This window comes from Roseibium porphyridii (assembly GCF_026191725.2).
Lineage (GTDB): Bacteria > Pseudomonadota > Alphaproteobacteria > Rhizobiales > Stappiaceae > Roseibium > Roseibium porphyridii.
In genome coordinates this window covers 5,688,385-5,706,144 of record NZ_CP120863.1, presented here as the reverse complement: position 1 = coordinate 5,706,144, position 17,760 = coordinate 5,688,385, and the positions used below count along the sequence as shown (strand labels likewise).

The 17,760-nt window shown below is 55.8% G+C and carries 20 protein-coding genes; 11 read left to right on the top strand and 9 right to left on the bottom strand.

Features of this window, described 5'->3' with window-relative positions:
* Positions 1 to 30 precede the first annotated feature (30 nt).
* Positions 31 to 1,380 carry a DUF2252 family protein gene (locus K1718_RS26340; protein WP_265680270.1) on the top strand — a complete coding sequence of 450 codons (1,350 nt, stop codon included), beginning with the start codon at positions 31 to 33 and terminating at the stop codon, positions 1,378 to 1,380.
* Complete coding sequence (locus K1718_RS26335; protein WP_265680271.1) at positions 1,370 to 3,364, top strand: metallophosphoesterase family protein; 1,995 nt, start codon at positions 1,370 to 1,372, stop codon at positions 3,362 to 3,364. Before K1718_RS26340 ends, K1718_RS26335 begins: the two co-directional genes overlap by 11 nt.
* A 67-nt stretch (positions 3,365 to 3,431) precedes the next feature.
* Here the strand turns inward: K1718_RS26335 and K1718_RS26330 are convergent, their stop codons facing one another.
* The 4 genes from K1718_RS26330 to K1718_RS26315 all read right to left on the bottom strand — a co-directional run bounded on the left by K1718_RS26330 (position 3,432) and on the right by K1718_RS26315 (position 6,197).
* The gene (locus K1718_RS26330) at positions 3,432 to 4,004 is read right to left on the bottom strand and encodes a DUF1190 domain-containing protein (protein WP_152503894.1); all 573 of its coding nucleotides are present in this window, start codon (positions 4,002 to 4,004) and stop codon (positions 3,432 to 3,434) included.
* Positions 4,005 to 4,077: 73 nt separating this feature from the next.
* Entirely contained in the window at positions 4,078 to 4,488 is a 411-nt protein-coding gene (locus K1718_RS26325; protein WP_265680272.1) for a DUF350 domain-containing protein, read from the bottom strand.
* A 28-nt stretch (positions 4,489 to 4,516) separates the two neighbouring features.
* Complete coding sequence (locus K1718_RS26320; protein ID WP_152503892.1) at positions 4,517 to 5,161, bottom strand: DUF2491 family protein; 645 nt, start codon at positions 5,159 to 5,161, stop codon at positions 4,517 to 4,519.
* On the bottom strand, positions 5,142 to 6,197 hold the full coding sequence (locus K1718_RS26315) for an ion channel (protein WP_265680273.1): 1,056 nt from the start codon (positions 6,195 to 6,197) through the stop codon (positions 5,142 to 5,144). The genes K1718_RS26320 and K1718_RS26315 overlap by 20 nt, the downstream gene beginning before the upstream one ends.
* A 164-nt stretch (positions 6,198 to 6,361) precedes the next feature.
* On the opposite strand from K1718_RS26315, the gene K1718_RS26310 reads away from it, so the two are divergent.
* The 5 genes from K1718_RS26310 (at position 6,362) to hmuQ (ending at position 9,940) form a co-directional block, all read left to right on the top strand.
* On the top strand, positions 6,362 to 6,808 hold the full coding sequence (locus tag K1718_RS26310) for a YjfI family protein (RefSeq protein WP_152503890.1): 447 nt from the start codon (positions 6,362 to 6,364) through the stop codon (positions 6,806 to 6,808).
* Between the two features lie 31 nt (positions 6,809 to 6,839).
* Positions 6,840 to 7,511, top strand: a complete 672-nt coding sequence (locus tag K1718_RS26305; RefSeq protein WP_152503889.1) for a PspA/IM30 family protein — start codon at positions 6,840 to 6,842, stop codon at positions 7,509 to 7,511.
* A gap of 13 nt (positions 7,512 to 7,524) precedes the next feature.
* Positions 7,525 to 8,691, top strand: coding sequence for a glutathionylspermidine synthase family protein (locus tag K1718_RS26300; RefSeq protein WP_265680274.1), 1,167 nt, complete (start codon positions 7,525 to 7,527; stop codon positions 8,689 to 8,691).
* A gap of 16 nt (positions 8,692 to 8,707) precedes the next feature.
* Positions 8,708 to 9,538 carry a TolB family protein gene (locus tag K1718_RS26295; protein WP_265680275.1) on the top strand — a complete coding sequence of 277 codons (831 nt, stop codon included), beginning with the start codon at positions 8,708 to 8,710 and terminating at the stop codon, positions 9,536 to 9,538.
* Between the two features lie 87 nt (positions 9,539 to 9,625).
* Positions 9,626 to 9,940 (top strand): heme-degrading protein HmuQ, encoded by a 315-nt coding sequence (hmuQ, locus tag K1718_RS26290; RefSeq protein WP_152503886.1) that lies wholly within the window; start codon positions 9,626 to 9,628, stop codon positions 9,938 to 9,940.
* Positions 9,941 to 10,023: 83 nt separating this feature from the next.
* Here hmuQ and K1718_RS26285 read toward each other — a convergent pair whose 3' ends face one another.
* Together K1718_RS26285 and K1718_RS26280 are read right to left on the bottom strand one after the other, a co-directional pair.
* Positions 10,024 to 10,374 carry a carboxymuconolactone decarboxylase family protein gene (locus tag K1718_RS26285; protein ID WP_152503885.1) on the bottom strand — a complete coding sequence of 117 codons (351 nt, stop codon included), beginning with the start codon at positions 10,372 to 10,374 and terminating at the stop codon, positions 10,024 to 10,026.
* A 102-nt stretch (positions 10,375 to 10,476) separates the two neighbouring features.
* Positions 10,477 to 11,097, bottom strand: a complete 621-nt coding sequence (locus K1718_RS26280) for a glutathione peroxidase (protein WP_265680276.1) — start codon at positions 11,095 to 11,097, stop codon at positions 10,477 to 10,479.
* 228 nt (positions 11,098 to 11,325) lie between these two features.
* Here K1718_RS26280 and K1718_RS26275 point away from each other — a divergent pair, with 228 nt between their 5' ends.
* Both K1718_RS26275 and K1718_RS26270 read left to right on the top strand, forming a co-directional pair.
* Positions 11,326 to 11,781 (top strand): DUF4174 domain-containing protein, encoded by a 456-nt coding sequence (locus tag K1718_RS26275; protein ID WP_265680277.1) that lies wholly within the window; start codon positions 11,326 to 11,328, stop codon positions 11,779 to 11,781.
* A gap of 49 nt (positions 11,782 to 11,830) precedes the next feature.
* Entirely contained in the window at positions 11,831 to 12,319 is a 489-nt protein-coding gene (locus tag K1718_RS26270) for a DUF3429 domain-containing protein (RefSeq protein WP_265680278.1), read from the top strand.
* A gap of 54 nt (positions 12,320 to 12,373) precedes the next feature.
* On the opposite strand, the gene K1718_RS26265 is transcribed toward K1718_RS26270, so the two are convergent.
* Positions 12,374 to 12,976 carry a TetR/AcrR family transcriptional regulator gene (locus K1718_RS26265; protein WP_265680279.1) on the bottom strand — a complete coding sequence of 201 codons (603 nt, stop codon included), beginning with the start codon at positions 12,974 to 12,976 and terminating at the stop codon, positions 12,374 to 12,376.
* Positions 12,977 to 13,225: 249 nt separating this feature from the next.
* Here K1718_RS26265 and K1718_RS26260 point away from each other — a divergent pair, with 249 nt between their 5' ends.
* The gene (locus K1718_RS26260; protein WP_152503880.1) at positions 13,226 to 14,083 is read left to right on the top strand and encodes an SDR family oxidoreductase; all 858 of its coding nucleotides are present in this window, start codon (positions 13,226 to 13,228) and stop codon (positions 14,081 to 14,083) included.
* A gap of 121 nt (positions 14,084 to 14,204) precedes the next feature.
* Here the strand turns inward: K1718_RS26260 and K1718_RS26255 are convergent, their stop codons facing one another.
* Entirely contained in the window at positions 14,205 to 14,843 is a 639-nt protein-coding gene (locus K1718_RS26255; protein WP_265680280.1) for a 2-hydroxychromene-2-carboxylate isomerase, read from the bottom strand.
* Between the two features lie 356 nt (positions 14,844 to 15,199).
* On the opposite strand from K1718_RS26255, the gene K1718_RS26250 reads away from it, so the two are divergent.
* Positions 15,200 to 15,766, top strand: a complete 567-nt coding sequence (locus tag K1718_RS26250) for a hemerythrin domain-containing protein (protein WP_152503878.1) — start codon at positions 15,200 to 15,202, stop codon at positions 15,764 to 15,766.
* Positions 15,767 to 15,850: 84 nt separating this feature from the next.
* Here the strand turns inward: K1718_RS26250 and K1718_RS26245 are convergent, their stop codons facing one another.
* Positions 15,851 to 17,749, bottom strand: coding sequence for a PhoX family protein (locus tag K1718_RS26245; protein ID WP_265680281.1), 1,899 nt, complete (start codon positions 17,747 to 17,749; stop codon positions 15,851 to 15,853).
* Positions 17,750 to 17,760: the final 11 nt, after the last annotated feature.

Genomic DNA, 17,760 nt, shown 5'->3' with positions numbered 1-17,760 from the left:
TCCGGTTGCACATCGCACTTAAGGCATCGAATGAACGCGCGCAGAAAACGCCAGTTGTTGATTTCACAGGAGCTTCAGCGCATTGACGGTGCTGCGCCGGATGCGCGTCCTGTGCTGGCAAAACATATCAAAATGGCTGCGTCACCGTTTCAGTTTCTGCGGGGTGCTTCTCAGCTCTTTTATGCCGATCTTTCCGTTGGAACCTTCAGTCTGCCAAGCGTACTCCTCGAGGTGCCGCTGACACGCATTGTGGGCGACTGTCATTTGGCGAATTTCGGCTTCCTTACCGAAAACGGCAGCTACGGAGATACGGTGATCTGGGCACCCAACGACTATGACGATGCAGCTGCGGGCCACGCTGCTTTCGATCTAATGCGGTTTTGTGTGTCGTTGTTTTTGGTTGCGGATTTTCTGGAAGGTCTCGTTGCCGGGCGGTATCGCAATGAGAAGAAATTCAAAAACACTACTCACCCGACCCGGAAGGATGCCGAAGGAGCGTCAAAACGCTTCCTCAAGTCCTATCGCAAGACATTGGGTCAGATCGTGAAGGATACTGACAAGCGCGACGAGGCATTGAAGCGTTTTACCAGCGGGCACTTCCTGAGAAAGCCTATCCAAAAGGCGCAAGCCAGGTCTGCAGGTGGCAAACATTTTAAGAAAAAGTCGTCTGTCGCCAAACTGACGAGGCGGACAGCAGCCGGGTTTCGTTTCGATCCATCCTCCGACAAACTTGCCAAGGTCAGCCCTGATCTTGCGGGCGAGCTGAGGCAGGTGTTCGGGCCGCATTTCGATGATGACGTGCTGGATGTCGCAAGGCGCATCGGGGCGGGCACCGGGTCGCTCAGCGTCGAACGGTACTACTTTCTGGTTGGGCCGGACGCAGCTCCTGACGCCGAGACTTTCAGGGAAACCCATGTCGTTGAGGTGAAGCAACAACGCGAAGCAGCAGTCATCCATCATTTTCCGGACCTTTCACCGGTCAATCGGATGAATCCGGCGCATCTGACTGTGGATTGTCAGCGTCGTATGATGCGCCGTCCTGATCTTGTGCTGGATGAGGTCGTTTGGAGCGGTTTGCACTGGCTTGTGCGCTCGCGCCATCACGCAAGACTGACGGTGGATACTGAGGACCTGTTGCGCACCGGGAAACCGGCGAAGGCGCTCAAGGATTATGCAGAAGCTTGTGGTGTCACTCTTGCACGAACACATTCTCGTGGTGATCGTCGCTCGGTGCGCTTTGAGCGGGCCATGGCGTCGGCCCTGAAAGCCACACGGAAAGACCTGATTGCAATTGCACGACGTTACGCTGCCCAGACCAGGCGCGATCATGCGTTGTTGTTGAAAATGATAGGGGCAGACGGAGACGCACATGCAGCCTGAGATGGGCCTTCCCGCAGTTTTGGCAGGCCCGATCCTGCGTAAGGTGACGCCTGACAGCGTGGCCATCTGGCTGGCCGTGCGCGCACCCGCCCGTGTGAAACTGGAGCTGCAGGCGGAAGCCTCAGAGGTAATGGAATTTGTTCTGACGCCCGGCACCGAAAAACTATCCTGCATTAGTGCGGGCGAAAGGCTGCACTATCTCCTGATCGATGTGCCGATTGACGCACCGCTCCCCGCTGAAACCTGGATCAGCTATCGGATCAGCCTGGAACTTGAAGACGATCAGGCGAGCGGCTGGCAGGATCACACGATCTGGGCACCCGATCTTACCTATCCGGGCGTCGGTCGCCCCGGGTTCATGGTGCCCCAAAGGATCAAGTCCCTGCTGCACGGCTCCTGCCGCAAACCGCACAGCGAAGCCGGCGACGGTCTGGTCGCCGCCGATGCCCATTTGAAAGCGCGCCTTCCAACCAGCGAGACCCCTGGCACGAATGAGGAAGGCTGGCCATCGCTTCTGGTCATGAGCGGCGATCAGGTCTATGTGGATGACGTGGCCGGTCCGATGGTGCAGGCGATCGGGGCACTTTCTCAGAAGCTTGGTCTGCATGACGAAACCCTGAGCGGTCTGGATACCGGCCTTCCCGAGTCTGGCCATGCCTTGCATGCGGCTGGTGGCTATCTCTATCGCCGCGACGGGTTGCTGCCGAAAATCGATCAGAACGCAAGGGTGTTTGACGTTCTCTTCGGCGGTACGAGCAAACCGATCTTCACCTCCCTGCATGCCCGTAATCATCTCTTCACCTTGGCGGAAATGCTGGCCATGTATCTTTTGGTCTGGTCGCCGTCCGTCTGGCAGGACATGCCGGACTTCCAGGCACCTGATGGCCTGACCGACAAGGAAATGAAGATGTATGCGGAAGAAACGGAGACCTTGAAGGCCTTCGTTTCGGACCTCCCGGCCGTAAGGCGGCTGATGGCCCACCTTCCGACGGCAATGATTTTCGACGATCACGATGTGACGGACGACTGGAACCTGTCGCTTGCCTGGGAGCAGGCCGCCTATGGGCACCCTTTGGCCCGGCGGGTGATCGGCAACGCGATTATCGCCTATGCGCTGAACCAGGGTTGGGGCAATTGCCCGCAAACCTTCCGCAAGACCCAGGAAGCGTTCGTGCGCGATGCGTTGTCTGACCCTGGGTCAGATAGCCACGAAGCAGCGATCACAGGCCTTCTGGCTCTGGAGGACTGGGACTATCAATGGCAAACCGATCCGCCGTTGATCGTTCTGGACACGCGCACCCGCCGGTGGCGTTCGGAACGCAACTCACATTATCCGTCCGGCTTGCTGGACTGGGAAGCGGCAACGGATCTTCAGTCTCACCTGCGCGGCAAGAACTCTGTCCTCCTGGTGTCCGCTGCGCCGATCTTTGGTGTCAAACTCATTGAGACTGTCCAGAAATTCTTCACCGTCATCGGCAAACCACTGATGGTTGATGCCGAGTATTGGATGGCGCATGCGGGAACAGCAGGCGCAATCTTGAATGTTTTCCGCCACCGCAATACGCCCAGGCATTTTGTGATCCTGTCAGGTGACGTCCACTATTCCTTTGTCTATGACGTTGAGCTGCGCCAGGTGACACCGAGCCTGAATGGCGAAGAACCGGACAGCCCGCAGATTTGGCAGATCTGCAGTTCCGGCATCAAGAATACCTGGCCGGAAAAACTGATCCGTGTTTTCGACTTCTGCAACAGGTGGGCCTTTGCCCCGCGGTCGCCGCTGAATTGGTTCACCAAGCGCAGGGGCATGCGAGTCATTCCGCGCAAGCCGGTAGGAACACCGCATGGGCAACGGATCTTGAACGCGTCCGGTATCGGATTGGTCGAACTCGACGAAGACGGTGCGCCAACCTCCATTTGTCAGCTGACGGCAGATGGTAGAACAGTGCCGTTTGAACGCCGTGAAAAGGAAGCGCGGCTGGACTAGAGACACACCAAAGAGGTGGCCGGACAGAACACCAATCCGGCCAGTGTCCTAAAGATGTGGAAACGGCCTAGCCGCCGCGGGACCCGGAACTGGATCGGCTGCCGAAACCGCCACGCGAGGCAACGGATGTTCTGGTCTGAACTCTCGCGGGCTTGGGCGCCGTCTTGACAGCATCGTTGTATGTTCGCCAGCTGCCACCGCTGTAGCTGCCGACATAATATCCGCCGGATGTATAGTAGCGCCTACTGCCACGCTCCGGATAAACCGGCCTGATGTTGTTCATCAGAGCCTGGCTGGCGACAGCACCTGTCAGTCCGGCAAGAGCCCCGGTCACGAAATAGCCGGACGGTTGCGGCGAATAAAAATCGCGTCCGCTTTCCGTTTCGAAAAGGCAGGAATTGTTGCCGTGTTGTTCGTCGCACAGATTGACTGTGTTGTAGCGTGGCCCCGAGGTCTGGTGAATCTGCTTGCCGGCCGAAATGACCTGTGCGCAGACTTCATCTGGAACAAAGCTGTCGGTAACGCACTCTTCTTCGGTCTTGTAGACCCGGCCTTCGAGGTCCGGTTCATCGGAGCAGCTGGCAAGCGTGACTGATGTCGTTGCCATGACCACCAGCTTGATCGACTTCGAGCGTTTCATGAATTTTCTCCCGACCGTCAAATCGGTCTGATGCAATTTGGACAATTGTCTCGGATACGTTCGTCCAGGATTGTCAGTAGGTGATGCAGGCTGCGTTCAGGAGGCCGACAGTGATCGAAATGGCCGCGAGCTTGATGCTGATCGCAATTTCACCTCGTTCAATGCGGTCGGTGATCTTTGGGTAGAAGCGGCGAAAAATCTGATAGACGACGAGTTGCGCGAAACAGGCGATAATGCCCCAGATAATGAAATCGACAATGTTCAGCGAGTTGGCCGCCGCGCTGGCGAGCGGCAAAGAGAAACCTAGAAAAGCCGCGCTGAAGACGACCGATGCCGAAACATTGTTTTCCTTGATCAAGGCCATTTCGTCATGCGGTGTCATGACGGTGTAGATTTTCATGAAAATCAGCAGCATTGCGATTGCTGCGGCGAAATAGGCGATAAAGGGAAGAATGCCTGTGAGGGACGCCTGAAGGTCGGCCATTTTGGTCTCCACTGAAGTCAGAAGTGAATTAAACTGAAAAATTATGTCGTTCGAGGGGAAAGCCGATCATGAACGCAATGCTGCGTTCCGCATTGTCCGGCTCTTCCATATTTATAAGAAGCATTTCATCGCGACCGTCTTTCAGGCCGCGCGCATACAACATGGCGGTTTGGAAGATTCGCCTGCGACCGCTGCCAGACCGGTCGTCGCAAACCTCCTCCCAATAAGTCATCGGATCCTCCGGGCCGGTTGAAGTATCGAACCAGGCGCGCTCATACCGATGGTTGCCGTCTTCGCCTTCCAGCGTGTAGCTGTTCTGGCGAATGGACTGTTTCAGGCGGTTCCATTCCTGATCGCCTGACGGATACTGCACGTCATAAAAATACCAGAGCATTATTTCATCGACACGCTCGTCGCTCTGGCCGTCACCTCCCTGAAACTGGATCAGAAACCGATCGTCATCGGGATAAAAGCGGTGCATGTGGGATTGTTCGCCAAGGTCACAATGGCCTTGTGCGGTGATCATGAGCGTTGAATCGGGTCGTTCGATCAGGCTGTCTTCCGGCAGCAGGCGAAGCGCGATCGGGTCGAATGTGATGCCACGCCCGATTGTCAGTCCGAGAACTTCGGGAGGCTGCCATTCCTTGTTGCGCTTAAACAGTGATCCGAACATCGGCTCCCTCCAGCCCCGAGGTGATCTCACTCGCACTGAGCCGTTTGTTGGCAAGGTAATAGACCGATCCGCCGGACTTCAAACTGTCCGGGAAGGGCCGGAAGACAAAGCTTTTGTCCTCAGGCTGAGAGACGGCAATCAACGTTCCTTCTGATCCTGCGAGCGCCTTTTCCAGAATACCGGTCGCCGTCGGGTTGTCTGCCTCGACAACGGCTGAATAAATCGTTGCGCCGAGGCCAGCTGTGGAAAGAGCCATCAGAATTTCACCGGCCCCCGGGTCTTGCGCGGCACGCACCAGTGCTTCGCAGGCATTGGAGACCACCGGTTCGATATTGGCCAGTTTTCCCGCCCGTTTTGCAGTGTCTCTGTCTTCGAAATAAGCCGCGATATGAACAACTTCATTCAGCTCTCGAATCGCCAGACAGGTGTTGAAGGTTTCCGCATCCGTTGCCGCATAGACGAGCACTTTCTGCGAACCGGCAATGGCAGCGCGGCGCAGTGATTGCAGTGCGTCCAGTCGTTCAGCCCTGACAAAGCGGACACCCTCCGGCACTTCGACGTTCTTTTCGCTTGCAAGAATGATGATCTTTTCGTCACCGTCCTGACCCGCGACCAGGTTCTCAACCATGAGGGGGGTCTTGTCCCGGTGATATCCAACGATGACCGTGGCGTTCTGAATACGTTCGTAGTTACCGTTTCCGTCAGCCATACGTCTCACTCCTTCCACAAGCATGCCTGTCAGCCGGCCGAGAACTGCAGAGAATATCAAAAGGGCCCCCGGAAAAAACCAGAAGGCGGCAACCATGCGCCCGGCCTCGGTCTCCGGTGAAAGGTCGCCATACCCGACTGTTGAAGCGGTCGTGGCGGCGAAATAGATAAAAGTCAGCGGGTTGCTGGTCAGTCCCGCTTCGCCCGCAAGAAAAAACAGGAGCCAGGAGATCAGCAGATATCCGCAAATTAATGTCGACAGCAGCCAGAGCTTGAGCTCCAGTATGTGCTGATAAAGTCGTGATATGACGAGTTGCAGTAGTGGCACAGCGCGCTAATGGCCCCCGCTTGTGTTCGGCCCATAATGTGACGAGAGGGACGCTGGTTGTCAAACGCGCAGGCCGATGACAAAAACCGCTTGAAACGGTCTGGTTTCACTTCTACTTGTTCGATGCTGGGAGTGGACCCGGCGAAAAATCTGGAGGCGATTGGATGAACGCACGGCAGACCCCCTGGACATTGCAGGAACTCAAGGACGCGCTCGAAGCGTCGGAGTCATTCGCAGAAGGTGAGATCAGCTGCAAGATCAACGAAGCACAATCGGATGTTCTTGAGGTTCAACTCCGCTCCGCAGGCGAAATCACGCTTTTCATGGCTCTTGGTGAGACCCAGATCCTGACGTCGACTGTGCTTTGGCCGCGCGACGCACAGGACAATCCGGGCGCGTTCGAGGCAATGATGCTGCGCAACCACAAGAAGCTTCTGCCGCTATGTGCGCTCTCCATCGATATGATCGACGGTCGCGAGTATTACGAACTGTTTGGCGCAATGTCGGTACGTTCGACACTGGATTCCGTCGAAACGGAGCTGCGCACTATTTCCAACAGTGCGCTTGAACTCGCCGCCGACGTTGGCCCCAAGGTCAGCGCTGCAATTTAAAGCCGTTTCATCAAGCAAGGAAATCTGGAACATGAGTGTTTGGGGCAAATTGATCACAGCGTTCAAGGGCCATGCCAATGACGCGGCCGAATCCATTCAAGATGCGAACCTGATGACAATCCTGGAGCAGGAAGTTCGCGAGGCGAGGCAGGCGATATCTGCGGCCAAGGACGAAAAGGCCCGCATGGTGGCCAACCGCAAACTGAAGGAAAAATCGGTCGCTGAATTGATGAGCGAGATTGAGCGTCGCACCGAGGCTGCACGCACCGCGAAGGCGCAGGGTGACGAGCCATTGGCGGTTCAGATCATCGAAAGCATTCTGAAATTGCGAGACAAGGCCGAGGCCGATCAGGCCCTCTTCGATCAGTACAAGTCCACCGAAGAGCGCATGGACAGCACCATCCGCCAGTCGGAAAACAAGATCGAAACGCTTCAGCGCAAGATGGAAAGCGCCAAGGCAAACGAAGCCTTGATCAAGGCGCAGAAAGCTGCGTCCACCAACACCACTGCCTCGGATGGAAAACTGGCGAGTGCCGTCGACAGCCTTTCCAGGCTTGAGCAACGCCAGGCCGAGCAGCAGGCCATCTTGGAAGCAGCTGACGAGGAAGCCCGACTTGAAAGCGGCGCTGATCTGGAAGCAAAGATCAAGGCTCTGGAAAACCCCCAGCGCAATGATGTTCAGGCGCTGTTGGAAAAACTCTGATCCGCCCTCTGCAATGAAACGGTTAGAGCTTCCCGGAAGACCCGGCTGGAAAGAAGAGGCTGAGAAGCTCGGCTTCGGCTTTCACACCATGTATGGCGCGCCGTACTGGGACGAAAGCAGGGCCTATTCGTTCTCTCTCAAGGAGATCGAGGACGATATCGAGGATCCATCGCAAGAACTATATGGCATGTGCCTGGAGCTTGTGGATCGGATCGTTCGGGACGACGCGCTTTTACAGAAGATCGCAATACCGCAGGATTACCGGTCCTGGATCCGGCAATCCTGGGAAGCCGAAACGCCTTCGCTCTACGGTCGTTTCGACTTCTTCTACAATGGCACAGGGCCAGCAAAACTGCTGGAATTCAATGCCGACACACCTACGGCTCTTTACGAGACCGGCTTCTTCCAATGGATGTGGCTGGAAGAACAGATCAAGGCCGGTGTGCTGCCGGAAGACACTGATCAGTTCAATTCGGTGCAGGACCGCTTGATTGAACGGTTCGCGGCCATGTTTGCTCCGGGTTTCCACATTCATTTTGCATCCTCGAAGGATCATGACGAAGACCGTGCGACAGTTCGCTACCTGGAAGACTGTTCAAAGCAGGCGGGACTAATCCCGCATTTTGTCGCGGTTGAGGACATCGGCGTTGACGAGCAGGGCCGGTTTGCAGACGGCGATGCATTTGTCATCGATGCGCTGTTCAAGTTGTATCCCTACGAAGACATGTTCCGGGAGGATTATGGACCGTATCTGCCCGGCGCTCCGGTGCAGCTGATAGAGCCTCCGTGGAAGGCGATACTCTCAAACAAGGCAATTCTGCCGCTGCTTTGGGAAATGTTTCCGGAGCATCCAAATTTACTGCCCTCTTTCTTCGAAGGGGAAGCCGACGAGGCGTTTCTCGCGGGTGCGCATGTTCGCAAGCCCTTTTTCAGCCGAGAAGGCGCCAACATAACCTTGCGCGGGATCGGCAATGAGGAGTTGACGACACCGGGAAGCTATGGTGCTGAGGGGCATATTCTGCAGGCCTATACGGAGCCCCCGAAATTCGGAGACGACTACGCGATGATCGGTTCCTGGATCATTGGTGGTCAGGCTTCCGGCATCTGTATCCGTGAAGACCGTCATCCGATCACACAGGATCTTTCACGCTTTGTGCCTCATGTGATCCAGGAAAACTGACGCGCGGGAGCGGACCTTGAAAAGCATTGTTGCAACGCTTGATATCGCAACCGGCAGGGAAACCATCATTTATGAGACAGAGCGCCACCTGGAAGCACCAAACTGGACGCCCGATGGTGATACCCTGGTGGTAAATGGTAACGGCCGTCTCTTCCGACTGCCAATTGCCGCACCTTCCCTGATTGAAATTGACACCGGTTTTGCAACGGCACTTAACAACGATCACGGTTTGTCGCCGGACGGACGGTGGCTCGTCATCAGTGATGCGTCCCGAACACCGGAAAGCTGCATCTATACGCTTCCGGTCGATGGCGGCGTGCCGGTGCGTGTGACATCAAAAACGCCATCTTATTGGCATGGATGGGCTCCAGACGGCCAGACGCTGGCTTATGTCGGCAAACGCGAAGAGACGCGCGGTTCGTTCCAGGTATTTACTTGCTCTGTCACGGGCGGTGCAGAAACGCAGCTGACAACAGACTTCGACCATTGCGATGGTCCGGATTATTCGCCGGACGGCAACTGGATCTGGTTCAATGGCGAAAAGGACGGCGATGTTCAGCTTTGGCGAATGCGGCCGGACGGATCGGATCTTCAACGCATAACTGCGGATGAACGTGTCAACTGGTTTCCGCACCCTTCACCTGATGGCCGACATATCGTCTATCTTGCCTATCAGGCAGGTACGTCAGGCCATCCTGCCAACAAGGATGTGGAATTGCGTCTTTTACCGGCGGAGGGCGGAAAACCCAATGCACTGCTCAGCCTTTTTGGCGGTCAGGGCACGTTGAATGTTCCCTCCTGGGCGCCGGACAGCCGCCGGTTCGCCTATGTCAGGTATGAACCTTGAGGGTCAACGCGTGCTCAGGTAACTTGAATTTCATAGTCATATTTACTATTCGAGCAGCATCACCGAAATCGAACCCGGAGAGATAATATGTTCATCGCCATGAACCGTTTCGCTATCAAGAACGGTCAGGAAGATGCTTTTGAAACGGTCTGGCGTGAGCGGGATTCCAGGCTGAATGACGTCCCCGGATTTCAGAAATTCCATTTGTTGAAGGGGCCTGAAGACGAAGAAAATGGCACGACGCTTTACGCGACCCACACGGTCTGGAACAGCCGCGAGGATTTTGTCAACTGGACGAAATCGGAGCATTTTCGTGCAGCCCACAAAAACGCCGGTAACAACAAGGGCCTATATGTCGGCCATCCCCAGTTTGAAGGCTTTGAGCCGATCCTGAGTGAATGAGGCCAATGCTCTTTGGCAGCCGCTTCAGACAAGGGAGGTGCACAGTCACGAACGCCTCCCAAGCCGTCGTGCAAACAAGGCCTTCAGCTGCCTTCGCCAAGGCCGTCAAATGCGGCCAGCGCTTCAGCCCCATAAATCATTGAGGGGCCACCACCCATATAGACGGACACGCCGATCACCTCGAGGATCTCGTCCCGGGTTGCGCCAAGACGAGCCGCCGCACGGGCGTGATATGCCAGGCAGCCGTCGCATCGCGCAGTGATGCCGATGGCCAGCGCAATAAGCTCCTTTGTCTTTGCGTCGAGAGCACCGGGTGCCGTGGCGGCCTTGGCGAGTGCACCAAATCCTTTAGCGACGTCCGGCACGCCTTTGCGAACTGCCGCCATGCGCTCATCCGTTTGTGTGACGAAAGCTTCCCAATCGGATACGGCCATCTCGTTTCTCCTGAAGTTTGGACTTCCTGGTGGAGAAACCTAGGCGCGGGTCAGTGAGGCGGCGTTGATGTGGCGCAATCCGAAGGGCTGAGTGTGCCTGTTTCAGCCTCTTGCCGCACCGGGCAGCACACGTTCAATCTCTGAGATCAGTTTTCTGGACGTTGGCGAGGTCGGCGTCGCAAACCAGGCAATCAGTTGCCCGTTTGGATCAATCAGGTACTTGTGAAAGTTCCAGTATGGCCTGGCAGTGACACCCAGCTCTTGCGCAGCCCATCGGTAGAACGGATGAGCGTGCTCACCTTTCACAACCGTTTTGGCCGTCATAGTGAAAGTCGCGCCATATTCAGCTTTGCAATGCCTTGCAATTTCATCGTCCGAACGCGGTTCCTGACCGCCAAAATCGTTGGATGGCACTCCCAGCACAACAAGTCCCTGACCTTCGTAGCGCTCGTGAAGCTCTTGCAGGCCGGAAAGCTGACCGCTGAACCCGCACTCGGTTGCGGTGTTGACAACCAAAACGGCCTTTCCAGCAAATTCCTTCATGGAAAGCGGGTCGCCGAATGCCATTTCGAATGTGAAGTCATGCGCCGAGGTGACTGGCTTTCCGGAAGCCGCGTGACTTTCAGGCGATGGTGCGAAAACCGTTCCGATCGACACAAGCGCAGCCGAAGTCGTTTTCAGAGCTTTGGTCTTTAGAACAGCAAGACTGGGACGACGAGTCATTCTTGACAGGTCCTTGTAAAAGCGGACGGGCTGGCCAGCCGTAGGTTCACCTTCAGATGCCTGATGTACGCAGTTTCTTTCGACTTGGTTCACGGTCGGTTTCAGTCACCCGGCAGGCGGCAGAACCCAAGGAGATCAGCATGGTTCATATATTCTGGCATGAAATCCGATCACATGTGACATGCGTAGGTTTTTTGAACGCAGAGAATGGCGAACAGGAACTGACATATGGCGAACAGGAGTTTGAAAGGCATTCAAGCAGTCTTTGCCGTCATTGCCGCAGCATTTCTGCCATCTCAGACCAGCGCTGCAGAGGTTCCAGAAGCCTGGGCCTGGAAGCACCGTTTGATTGTTGTTTTCGCACCGCATGTTGAGGACACGGACCTGATCGCGCAGCGCAGCGAATTTGCGCGGTATCAAAAGGGGTTTGAGGAGAGGCACCTGATCCTGTTGGAAGTTGTTTCCGAAGCAGTGAATACCTCGATCGGACCTGACCTCAACGTTTCCGGTCCGGACTTGAGGGACTATGCGCGCAAGACTGGCGAACATTTTGAAATCATGCTTTTCGGAAAGGACACCGGTATCAAATTACGCTCTGCCAAGCCTGTGTCAGCGAACGAAGTCTTTGCCCTGATCGACCAGATGCCGATGCGCCGCGATGAAATGCGCCGTCAGGAAAATTGAAACACTGCGCTTCGGAAACAGAGCGCCAGGGAACAGGAGAACCTTTGTGATGACCTCAGCTCAAGGCGCTACCGGTTTTGGAGATCCGGAAAATCCGGCGACCGTACCGGTGGCAGCGCGCTGGCTAGGTGGAACGGGAGCAATACCGTTTGCGGGCCTGGCGTTTCTATGTGTGTTCGCACCTGAAAGCTGGTCGAATTGGGCCGCACAGGCGATTGCTTTTTACGGCGCAGTCATTCTCTCGTTTCTCGGAGGCATTCAGTGGGGTCTCGCCATCAGCAACACAGGCGCGACAGACAATCAGGTCACGCGTCTCACGCTTAGCGTCGTTCCGTCCCTGATAGCCTGGGCCGGGTTGCTGCTGCCCTTGTCTGCCGGTTTGCTGGTGATGGTCGCAGCCTTCGCTCTTGTGCTTTACCAGGACGTTGCAGCTTCAAGGTCAGGTGACGCACCCTCCTGGTACCCGAAGCTCCGAATGCCTTTGAGCCTGGTGGTCATGGCCTCGCTGCTGGTTGGTCTGATGGGCACATTGATCTGAGGGTCGATTGCCCCACGATGTCTGGCATGTGCTTTGGGCCGCACGCTGTCTAAGCTATGCCCGGGTCTGAAAGGTTGACTGGTCGTGGGCAACGCCGCGCCAGACCAATGAAAATATTCGATCCACTTCTTCTTTGTCGATGCCCTGGCGACCCATCGCAACGCGGCGCGCAAGCGTAATTGCCGGCGAAGCCAGGACTGTTTCGATGGTCCGTACATTCGCTTTCACAAGCGTCCCATCGTCGATTCCTTGTTGAATTTCAGCCAGAACTTCGGACATGAGCCGCTTGAGTTCCTCATTGTCGCTGGCTTGAATTCGCGTCTCGGTGCTCATCAGCTCAACCATCTGAAAGTCCCGAGGTGCGCGAAAGCCATAGTCGACAAGGGCGAACCACATGGCCCGCAAGCGATCGGCTGTTTCCTGGTGTTGTGCAGCAGCCGACATCATCGCGTCATGTATGTCGCGTTTGACGTCGAGGAAAACCGCAAACAGAAGCTCGTCCTTGCTTCGGTGATACCTGTAAATCGTCCCGACGCTCAGACCGGCCCGAGCGGCAACCTTGTTGACGGAAACGGCTGTGGAGCCGATTGCCGCCACCTCGTCAACGGTTGCCTTTCGCAATTCCTGCGGTTTGTCGCCTGTCTTTGGTCGCGCCAAATGTGTCTCCTGAAGCTCGCTATCCCCCTACTTACCAATCCGGATCGAATTGCACCATGGATTGATTTGGCCGATCCGTATTGACAATGAGCAATTGCTCATTAATTAAGAGTGCTACTGGTGCACACGCGGCAAGCCCTGCATCCGCAGCGGACCAATGGATGCCGCCACTCGCGGCTCTCGCGACCCGATCTGAAGATGGTTTGTGCCTGTGCGTCGAATACCCGTCATTTTTCAGGAAAACCTGCCATGTCTAAAGTCATTCTCATCACCGGCACATCCACGGGTCTGGGTGTCGAAATCGCTGTGCAGGCTGCCAAGGCGGGTCACACGGTCTATGCCACGATGCGCAACCTTTCCAAGCGGTCTCACCTCGATGCCGCAGCTGAAGATGCCGCCGTATCGCTGAAAGTGTTGCAACTGGATGTTCAGGACAGTGCAAGCGTCAACGCCGCCGTCGAACATGTGATTGCTACCACGGGGCGGATAGACACACTGATCAACAATGCCGGTGCCGGATATGTGCGCACAACGGAACAGGCGAGCGAAGAAGAAATCAACTGGGTCATGGACGTCAATTTCATGGGCGTTGTCCGATGCACCAAAGCGGTCATTCCACATATGCGCAAAGCGCGCAAAGGACACGTCGTCACTGTTTCCTCGGTTGGCGGCCTGGTCGGTCAGCCGTTCAATGAGATCTATTGCGCTGCCAAATTTGCGGTCGAAGGATATACAGAAGCTTTGGCCAGTTACGTATCGCCGAATTTCGGCATCGATTTCACAACAATAGAGCCTGGCGGAATCCAGTCCGAATTCGCAGCCAATGTCATGAAACAGGTCGAGGAGACCGGTGGCCTGCTGGAGGATGAATATCTACCCATCCTTCAGAAATACATCGGTGGCGCACAGGGCAGGGCCGCAGGCAGCGACATCTACCAGACAGCGGAAAAGGTCGCCTCAGTGGTCCTTGAGTGTGTCGAGGCGAATGAGCCGCCCATTCGAAAGCGTACCTCCAAATGGGGTGAGGAGTTCACCCGTTTCAAGACGGCAGCAGATCCCGACGGCCGCAAGCAGCAGGCCCATGTGATTCAGGAACTGTTGTCCTGAACTTTGTTCCCTGAAAACGGCGAACTTTTGAACTGAGCACCGGAGAGAGGGCAGGACTGCCGACTGACTTGGCACTTCAACCTTTCAGGTCGCCAATCAAAAGGACCGGTAAAGGCTTACATTATTTAACGGGCGGATTTGACCAACCGGGAGCCTTGAAAGGCGTATGAAGTGCACGCTTCACCAGCTCAAGGTGGTCTTGCCCGTAAAAAGGGTCGCCATCAACGATGTAGGTCGGTGAACCGAAAACGTTTTTCTCTTGCGCCCAACGCGTGTTGGCTTGCAGCCTGGATTGCATTTCCTCTGAGCCTGCCTTTGCAAGAAGCGCATCAGCATCGTGCCCTAGCGAGGTGGCAAGCGCTTTCAGGCCAGACAGGTCTGAAAGATCCATGTCGTCACGCCAATGGGCTTCCAACAGCCCATGCGCCATGGCATCCGTCTGCGGACCGGTTTCGCCAAGAGCAAGGATCATTCCCGAGGCAAGACTGTAGTCGGCATCATGCTGGCTGGGTCGATAATTGATGATGGGTACGTTTCGAAACTCGGCCCATCGTTCAATTTCCCGACCGAAAAAATAGTCCACGTGCTGTTGCGTCCGGCCTCGAAACGAGGGAGCCCGCTGGGCATCTATCACGGGAGACAGCAGGATTGGTTTGTGGATCAGTGTGACGGTATTGTCGGCGCAAATCCGCATGAATTCCGCTGAACCGAGATAGGCATAGCCGGAATGAGCGGAATAGACATATTCGATCGTTGCCATGGGCTGAAAGAAGCTCGCTGAGTGTGCGTTGTCTGGAACTGTAGTGAGTCAACACTCTGGTCGATCTCCCGAAAATGCAAGTCAGGCGAGATGGAATTCCGCTCACAGTTGCGCCATCGCGCAGCTGAAGCATCGCTGTCCCACACGTAAATCTCTCGATTGGTTGCCGGCATAAGCACATTCTGCATATCCGCATTGCACCCGAACAACTGGAATTCCGGTAAAGGCATGCCGACATAAGGCTCTTCTGATGTCCCGGAAACAAATGCACGAATCTGTCGCGTCGAATGCACCGATGATGGTCTGCCTGATAAGGCGTTTTTACGGGAACTACAGGATGGAGAAAGGAGAAGACGATGACACCGACGTTCAATTTACGCACAAACGACATGCCCGCAGAAATGCGTCTTCTGCTGGATGACTATCCAAGGGACAGCTGGGAGGCGCATCCCGGTTTCAAGGACAAAACCAGGCATTGGCTGGGTGCACATCAGATGTTCCGCCAACTTGGGGAGCTGGTTCGGACTGAAACCGAGCTGTATCTGGCCAAGGGGCGCGCTTCCGATGACTATGCAGGACGGCTGTCATATTATGGAAATGCCTTGGTCGCGAACCTTCACGGTCATCATACCTGGGAAGACAGAAACTATTTCCCGGAACTCTCTGCCGCCGATCCCAGGTTTGATGCAGGTCTTGAAATCCTGGAAAAGGATCATCAGGAACTCGACCGTGTCCTGGACGAGTTCACTGAGACCGCAAACCGGGCCATCAAGTTGACCCGGCTGGATGAACCGCAGGCACGTGAAGAAGCCGGTCTGTTGCACGGCCTTGCCGAAACAATAGAAGCCTTTCTCGACCGGCATCTGGCGGATGAGGAAGAACTGGCCGTGCCGATCATCTTGCATCATCGGCTACGCGGATAAGCGTCTATCTGAAAAAGTCGCTTGGCTTTCAGGAGACCGGCGCGGCAATTGCCGCGCCGGTCTTTCGTTCGATCAACTGTGACGTCAGCCGAGCTGGCCACCGTCATCCCGAGTTACCGCGATAACGGCAGAACGTGGGACACTGTCGCCGCCTTCAGGCCAATGCGAATCACCACGCTCGCCAGGGTGCTGAATGCCAACGAAAAGTGTTTTGCCGTCGCTGGACATTGCCGCACCGGTCACTTCGCATTCTTTCGGGCCAACCAGGAACCGCTTGATTTCGCCGGTCGCAGGGTCACCCACCAGCATCTGGTTGTTTCCGTGTCCGGCAAAATCCTCCTCATTGGAGTAATTGCCATCGGTCTGAATCCACAACAGGCCCTTGGTGTCAAAGAACAACCCATCCGGCGAATTGAACATGTTGCCCTCATTGATGTTCACCGATCCGCCGTAGGCGTCCTGATGAACAGTTGGGTTGCCAGCCAGAGCAAAAAGGTCCCAGGTGAAGCTGTCGCTGGTGTGGTTGCCGCCTGAAGGCCACCAGCGCACGATCTGTCCATAGTGGTTTTCCGCGCGCGGGTTAGGACCCATAGCCGGAGTTGGGTCTCCGCCTGCATTGGGCTTGATTGCGCGGTTCTTGTTGTTGGTCAGAGCGCAATAGATCTCAGCTTTTTTCGGGTTGGCAGCAACCCATTCCGGCCGGTCCATTGTTGTCGCGCCAACTTTGGAGCCAGCGGTGCGGGCATTGATCACGACCTCGGCAGCCGACGCCATGCCTGTCGTTTCTGGCGTTAACGCCAGCCACTGACCGGTACCGTCTGGATGGAACTTCGCGGCATAAAGCGTTCCTTCAGCCAACAGATCGGAATTGTCCGCGCCTTCGGCATAAACACCGTCGGAGATAAACCGGTAAAGGAACTCGCCGCGTTCATCATCACCCATATAGACAACGATACGTCCGTCTCCATTGACCACGACTTCGGCGTTCTCGTGCTTGAACCGGCCCAGTGCGGTCCGCTTTTTGGGTGTCGATGTCGGGTCTGACGGATCGATTTCGACCACCCAGCCCGCACGATTGGATTCGTTCGGGTGTTTGGCAATGTCGAACCGGTCATCGATCTGGGCCCAGCCATAGCCCCAGTCTTCAACGTTAACCCCATAGCGCTTCTGCGCATCGGTTCGCTCGATATCCGGATTTGATGACGAGAAGTAGCCGTTGAAATTTTCCTCGCAGGCAAGATAGGTGCCCCAGGGCGTGCGTCCATTGCCGCAGTTGTTCCAGGTTCCCTTTGTCAATTTTCCGGCCGGATCGGCTTCCGTCTGCATCAAGGCATGACCGGCTGCGGGCCCCGTAATTTCCATTTCGGTTTGAGGCGTGATGCGCCGATTGTATTTGCTGTCCTTGACCAGCGCCCAGCCATTGTCGCCCTTGGCAATTTCGATCACCGAGACGCCATGCGCCATCATGCCCTTCAGGACATCGTCATCCGTCTCCGACTTTCCTTCCGGCCGATTGCCCCAAATGATCTTCCGGTTGGTATATTCGTTGTTGTTGACCAGAACCGACGCGTCACCAAGTTCAAAGAGGGCCATACCATCGATGTTGTCGCCATAAGCACCGGCCTGGCTTTCGCCGTTTCCGCGGGTCGCATGGTCGAATTCAGCAACGCCGGAAAACATCGGGTCGCCCCAGCGAATAACCACATGGCTGGAATAGCCATCGGGCAAGGTAATGTCGTCGAGCGTGTTGGCTGCCACCTGTTTGAAGCCCAGGCGAGAATTCTGCGCTGCGGCCTCTCCGGCACCGAAGACAGAAGTGCCGAGCACGAACGATCCGGCACCAAATGCCATGACGCCCCCAAGGAACCCGCGCCTGGAAAGGGCCTCATCGACCACATGGTCGAATTCGGTCACTTCCGGTGGCGGATTGATGGCTTCGTCAAATTCGTCGAATGACTGTTCTTGTTCTTTAAATTTTGTCACGATTTTCTCTC

Coding starts and splice junctions, on each gene's coding strand:
- K1718_RS26280 (WP_265680276.1), bottom strand. CDS start 11,097: ATGACTCGTCGTCCCAGTCTTGCTGTTCTAAAGACCAAAGCTCTGAAA.
- K1718_RS26340 (WP_265680270.1), top strand. CDS start 31: ATGAACGCGCGCAGAAAACGCCAGTTGTTGATTTCACAGGAGCTTCAG.
- K1718_RS26260 (WP_152503880.1), top strand. CDS start 13,226: ATGTCTAAAGTCATTCTCATCACCGGCACATCCACGGGTCTGGGTGTC.
- hmuQ (WP_152503886.1), top strand. CDS start 9,626: ATGTTCATCGCCATGAACCGTTTCGCTATCAAGAACGGTCAGGAAGAT.
- K1718_RS26330 (WP_152503894.1), bottom strand. CDS start 4,004: ATGAAACGCTCGAAGTCGATCAAGCTGGTGGTCATGGCAACGACATCA.
- K1718_RS26310 (WP_152503890.1), top strand. CDS start 6,362: ATGAACGCACGGCAGACCCCCTGGACATTGCAGGAACTCAAGGACGCG.
- K1718_RS26300 (WP_265680274.1), top strand. CDS start 7,525: ATGAAACGGTTAGAGCTTCCCGGAAGACCCGGCTGGAAAGAAGAGGCT.
- K1718_RS26305 (WP_152503889.1), top strand. CDS start 6,840: ATGAGTGTTTGGGGCAAATTGATCACAGCGTTCAAGGGCCATGCCAAT.
- K1718_RS26285 (WP_152503885.1), bottom strand. CDS start 10,374: ATGGCCGTATCCGATTGGGAAGCTTTCGTCACACAAACGGATGAGCGC.
- K1718_RS26320 (WP_152503892.1), bottom strand. CDS start 5,161: ATGTTCGGATCACTGTTTAAGCGCAACAAGGAATGGCAGCCTCCCGAA.
- K1718_RS26270 (WP_265680278.1), top strand. CDS start 11,831: ATGACCTCAGCTCAAGGCGCTACCGGTTTTGGAGATCCGGAAAATCCG.
- K1718_RS26325 (WP_265680272.1), bottom strand. CDS start 4,488: ATGGCCGACCTTCAGGCGTCCCTCACAGGCATTCTTCCCTTTATCGCC.
- K1718_RS26255 (WP_265680280.1), bottom strand. CDS start 14,843: ATGGCAACGATCGAATATGTCTATTCCGCTCATTCCGGCTATGCCTAT.
- K1718_RS26250 (WP_152503878.1), top strand. CDS start 15,200: ATGACACCGACGTTCAATTTACGCACAAACGACATGCCCGCAGAAATG.
- K1718_RS26335 (WP_265680271.1), top strand. CDS start 1,370: ATGCAGCCTGAGATGGGCCTTCCCGCAGTTTTGGCAGGCCCGATCCTG.
- K1718_RS26275 (WP_265680277.1), top strand. CDS start 11,326: ATGGCGAACAGGAGTTTGAAAGGCATTCAAGCAGTCTTTGCCGTCATT.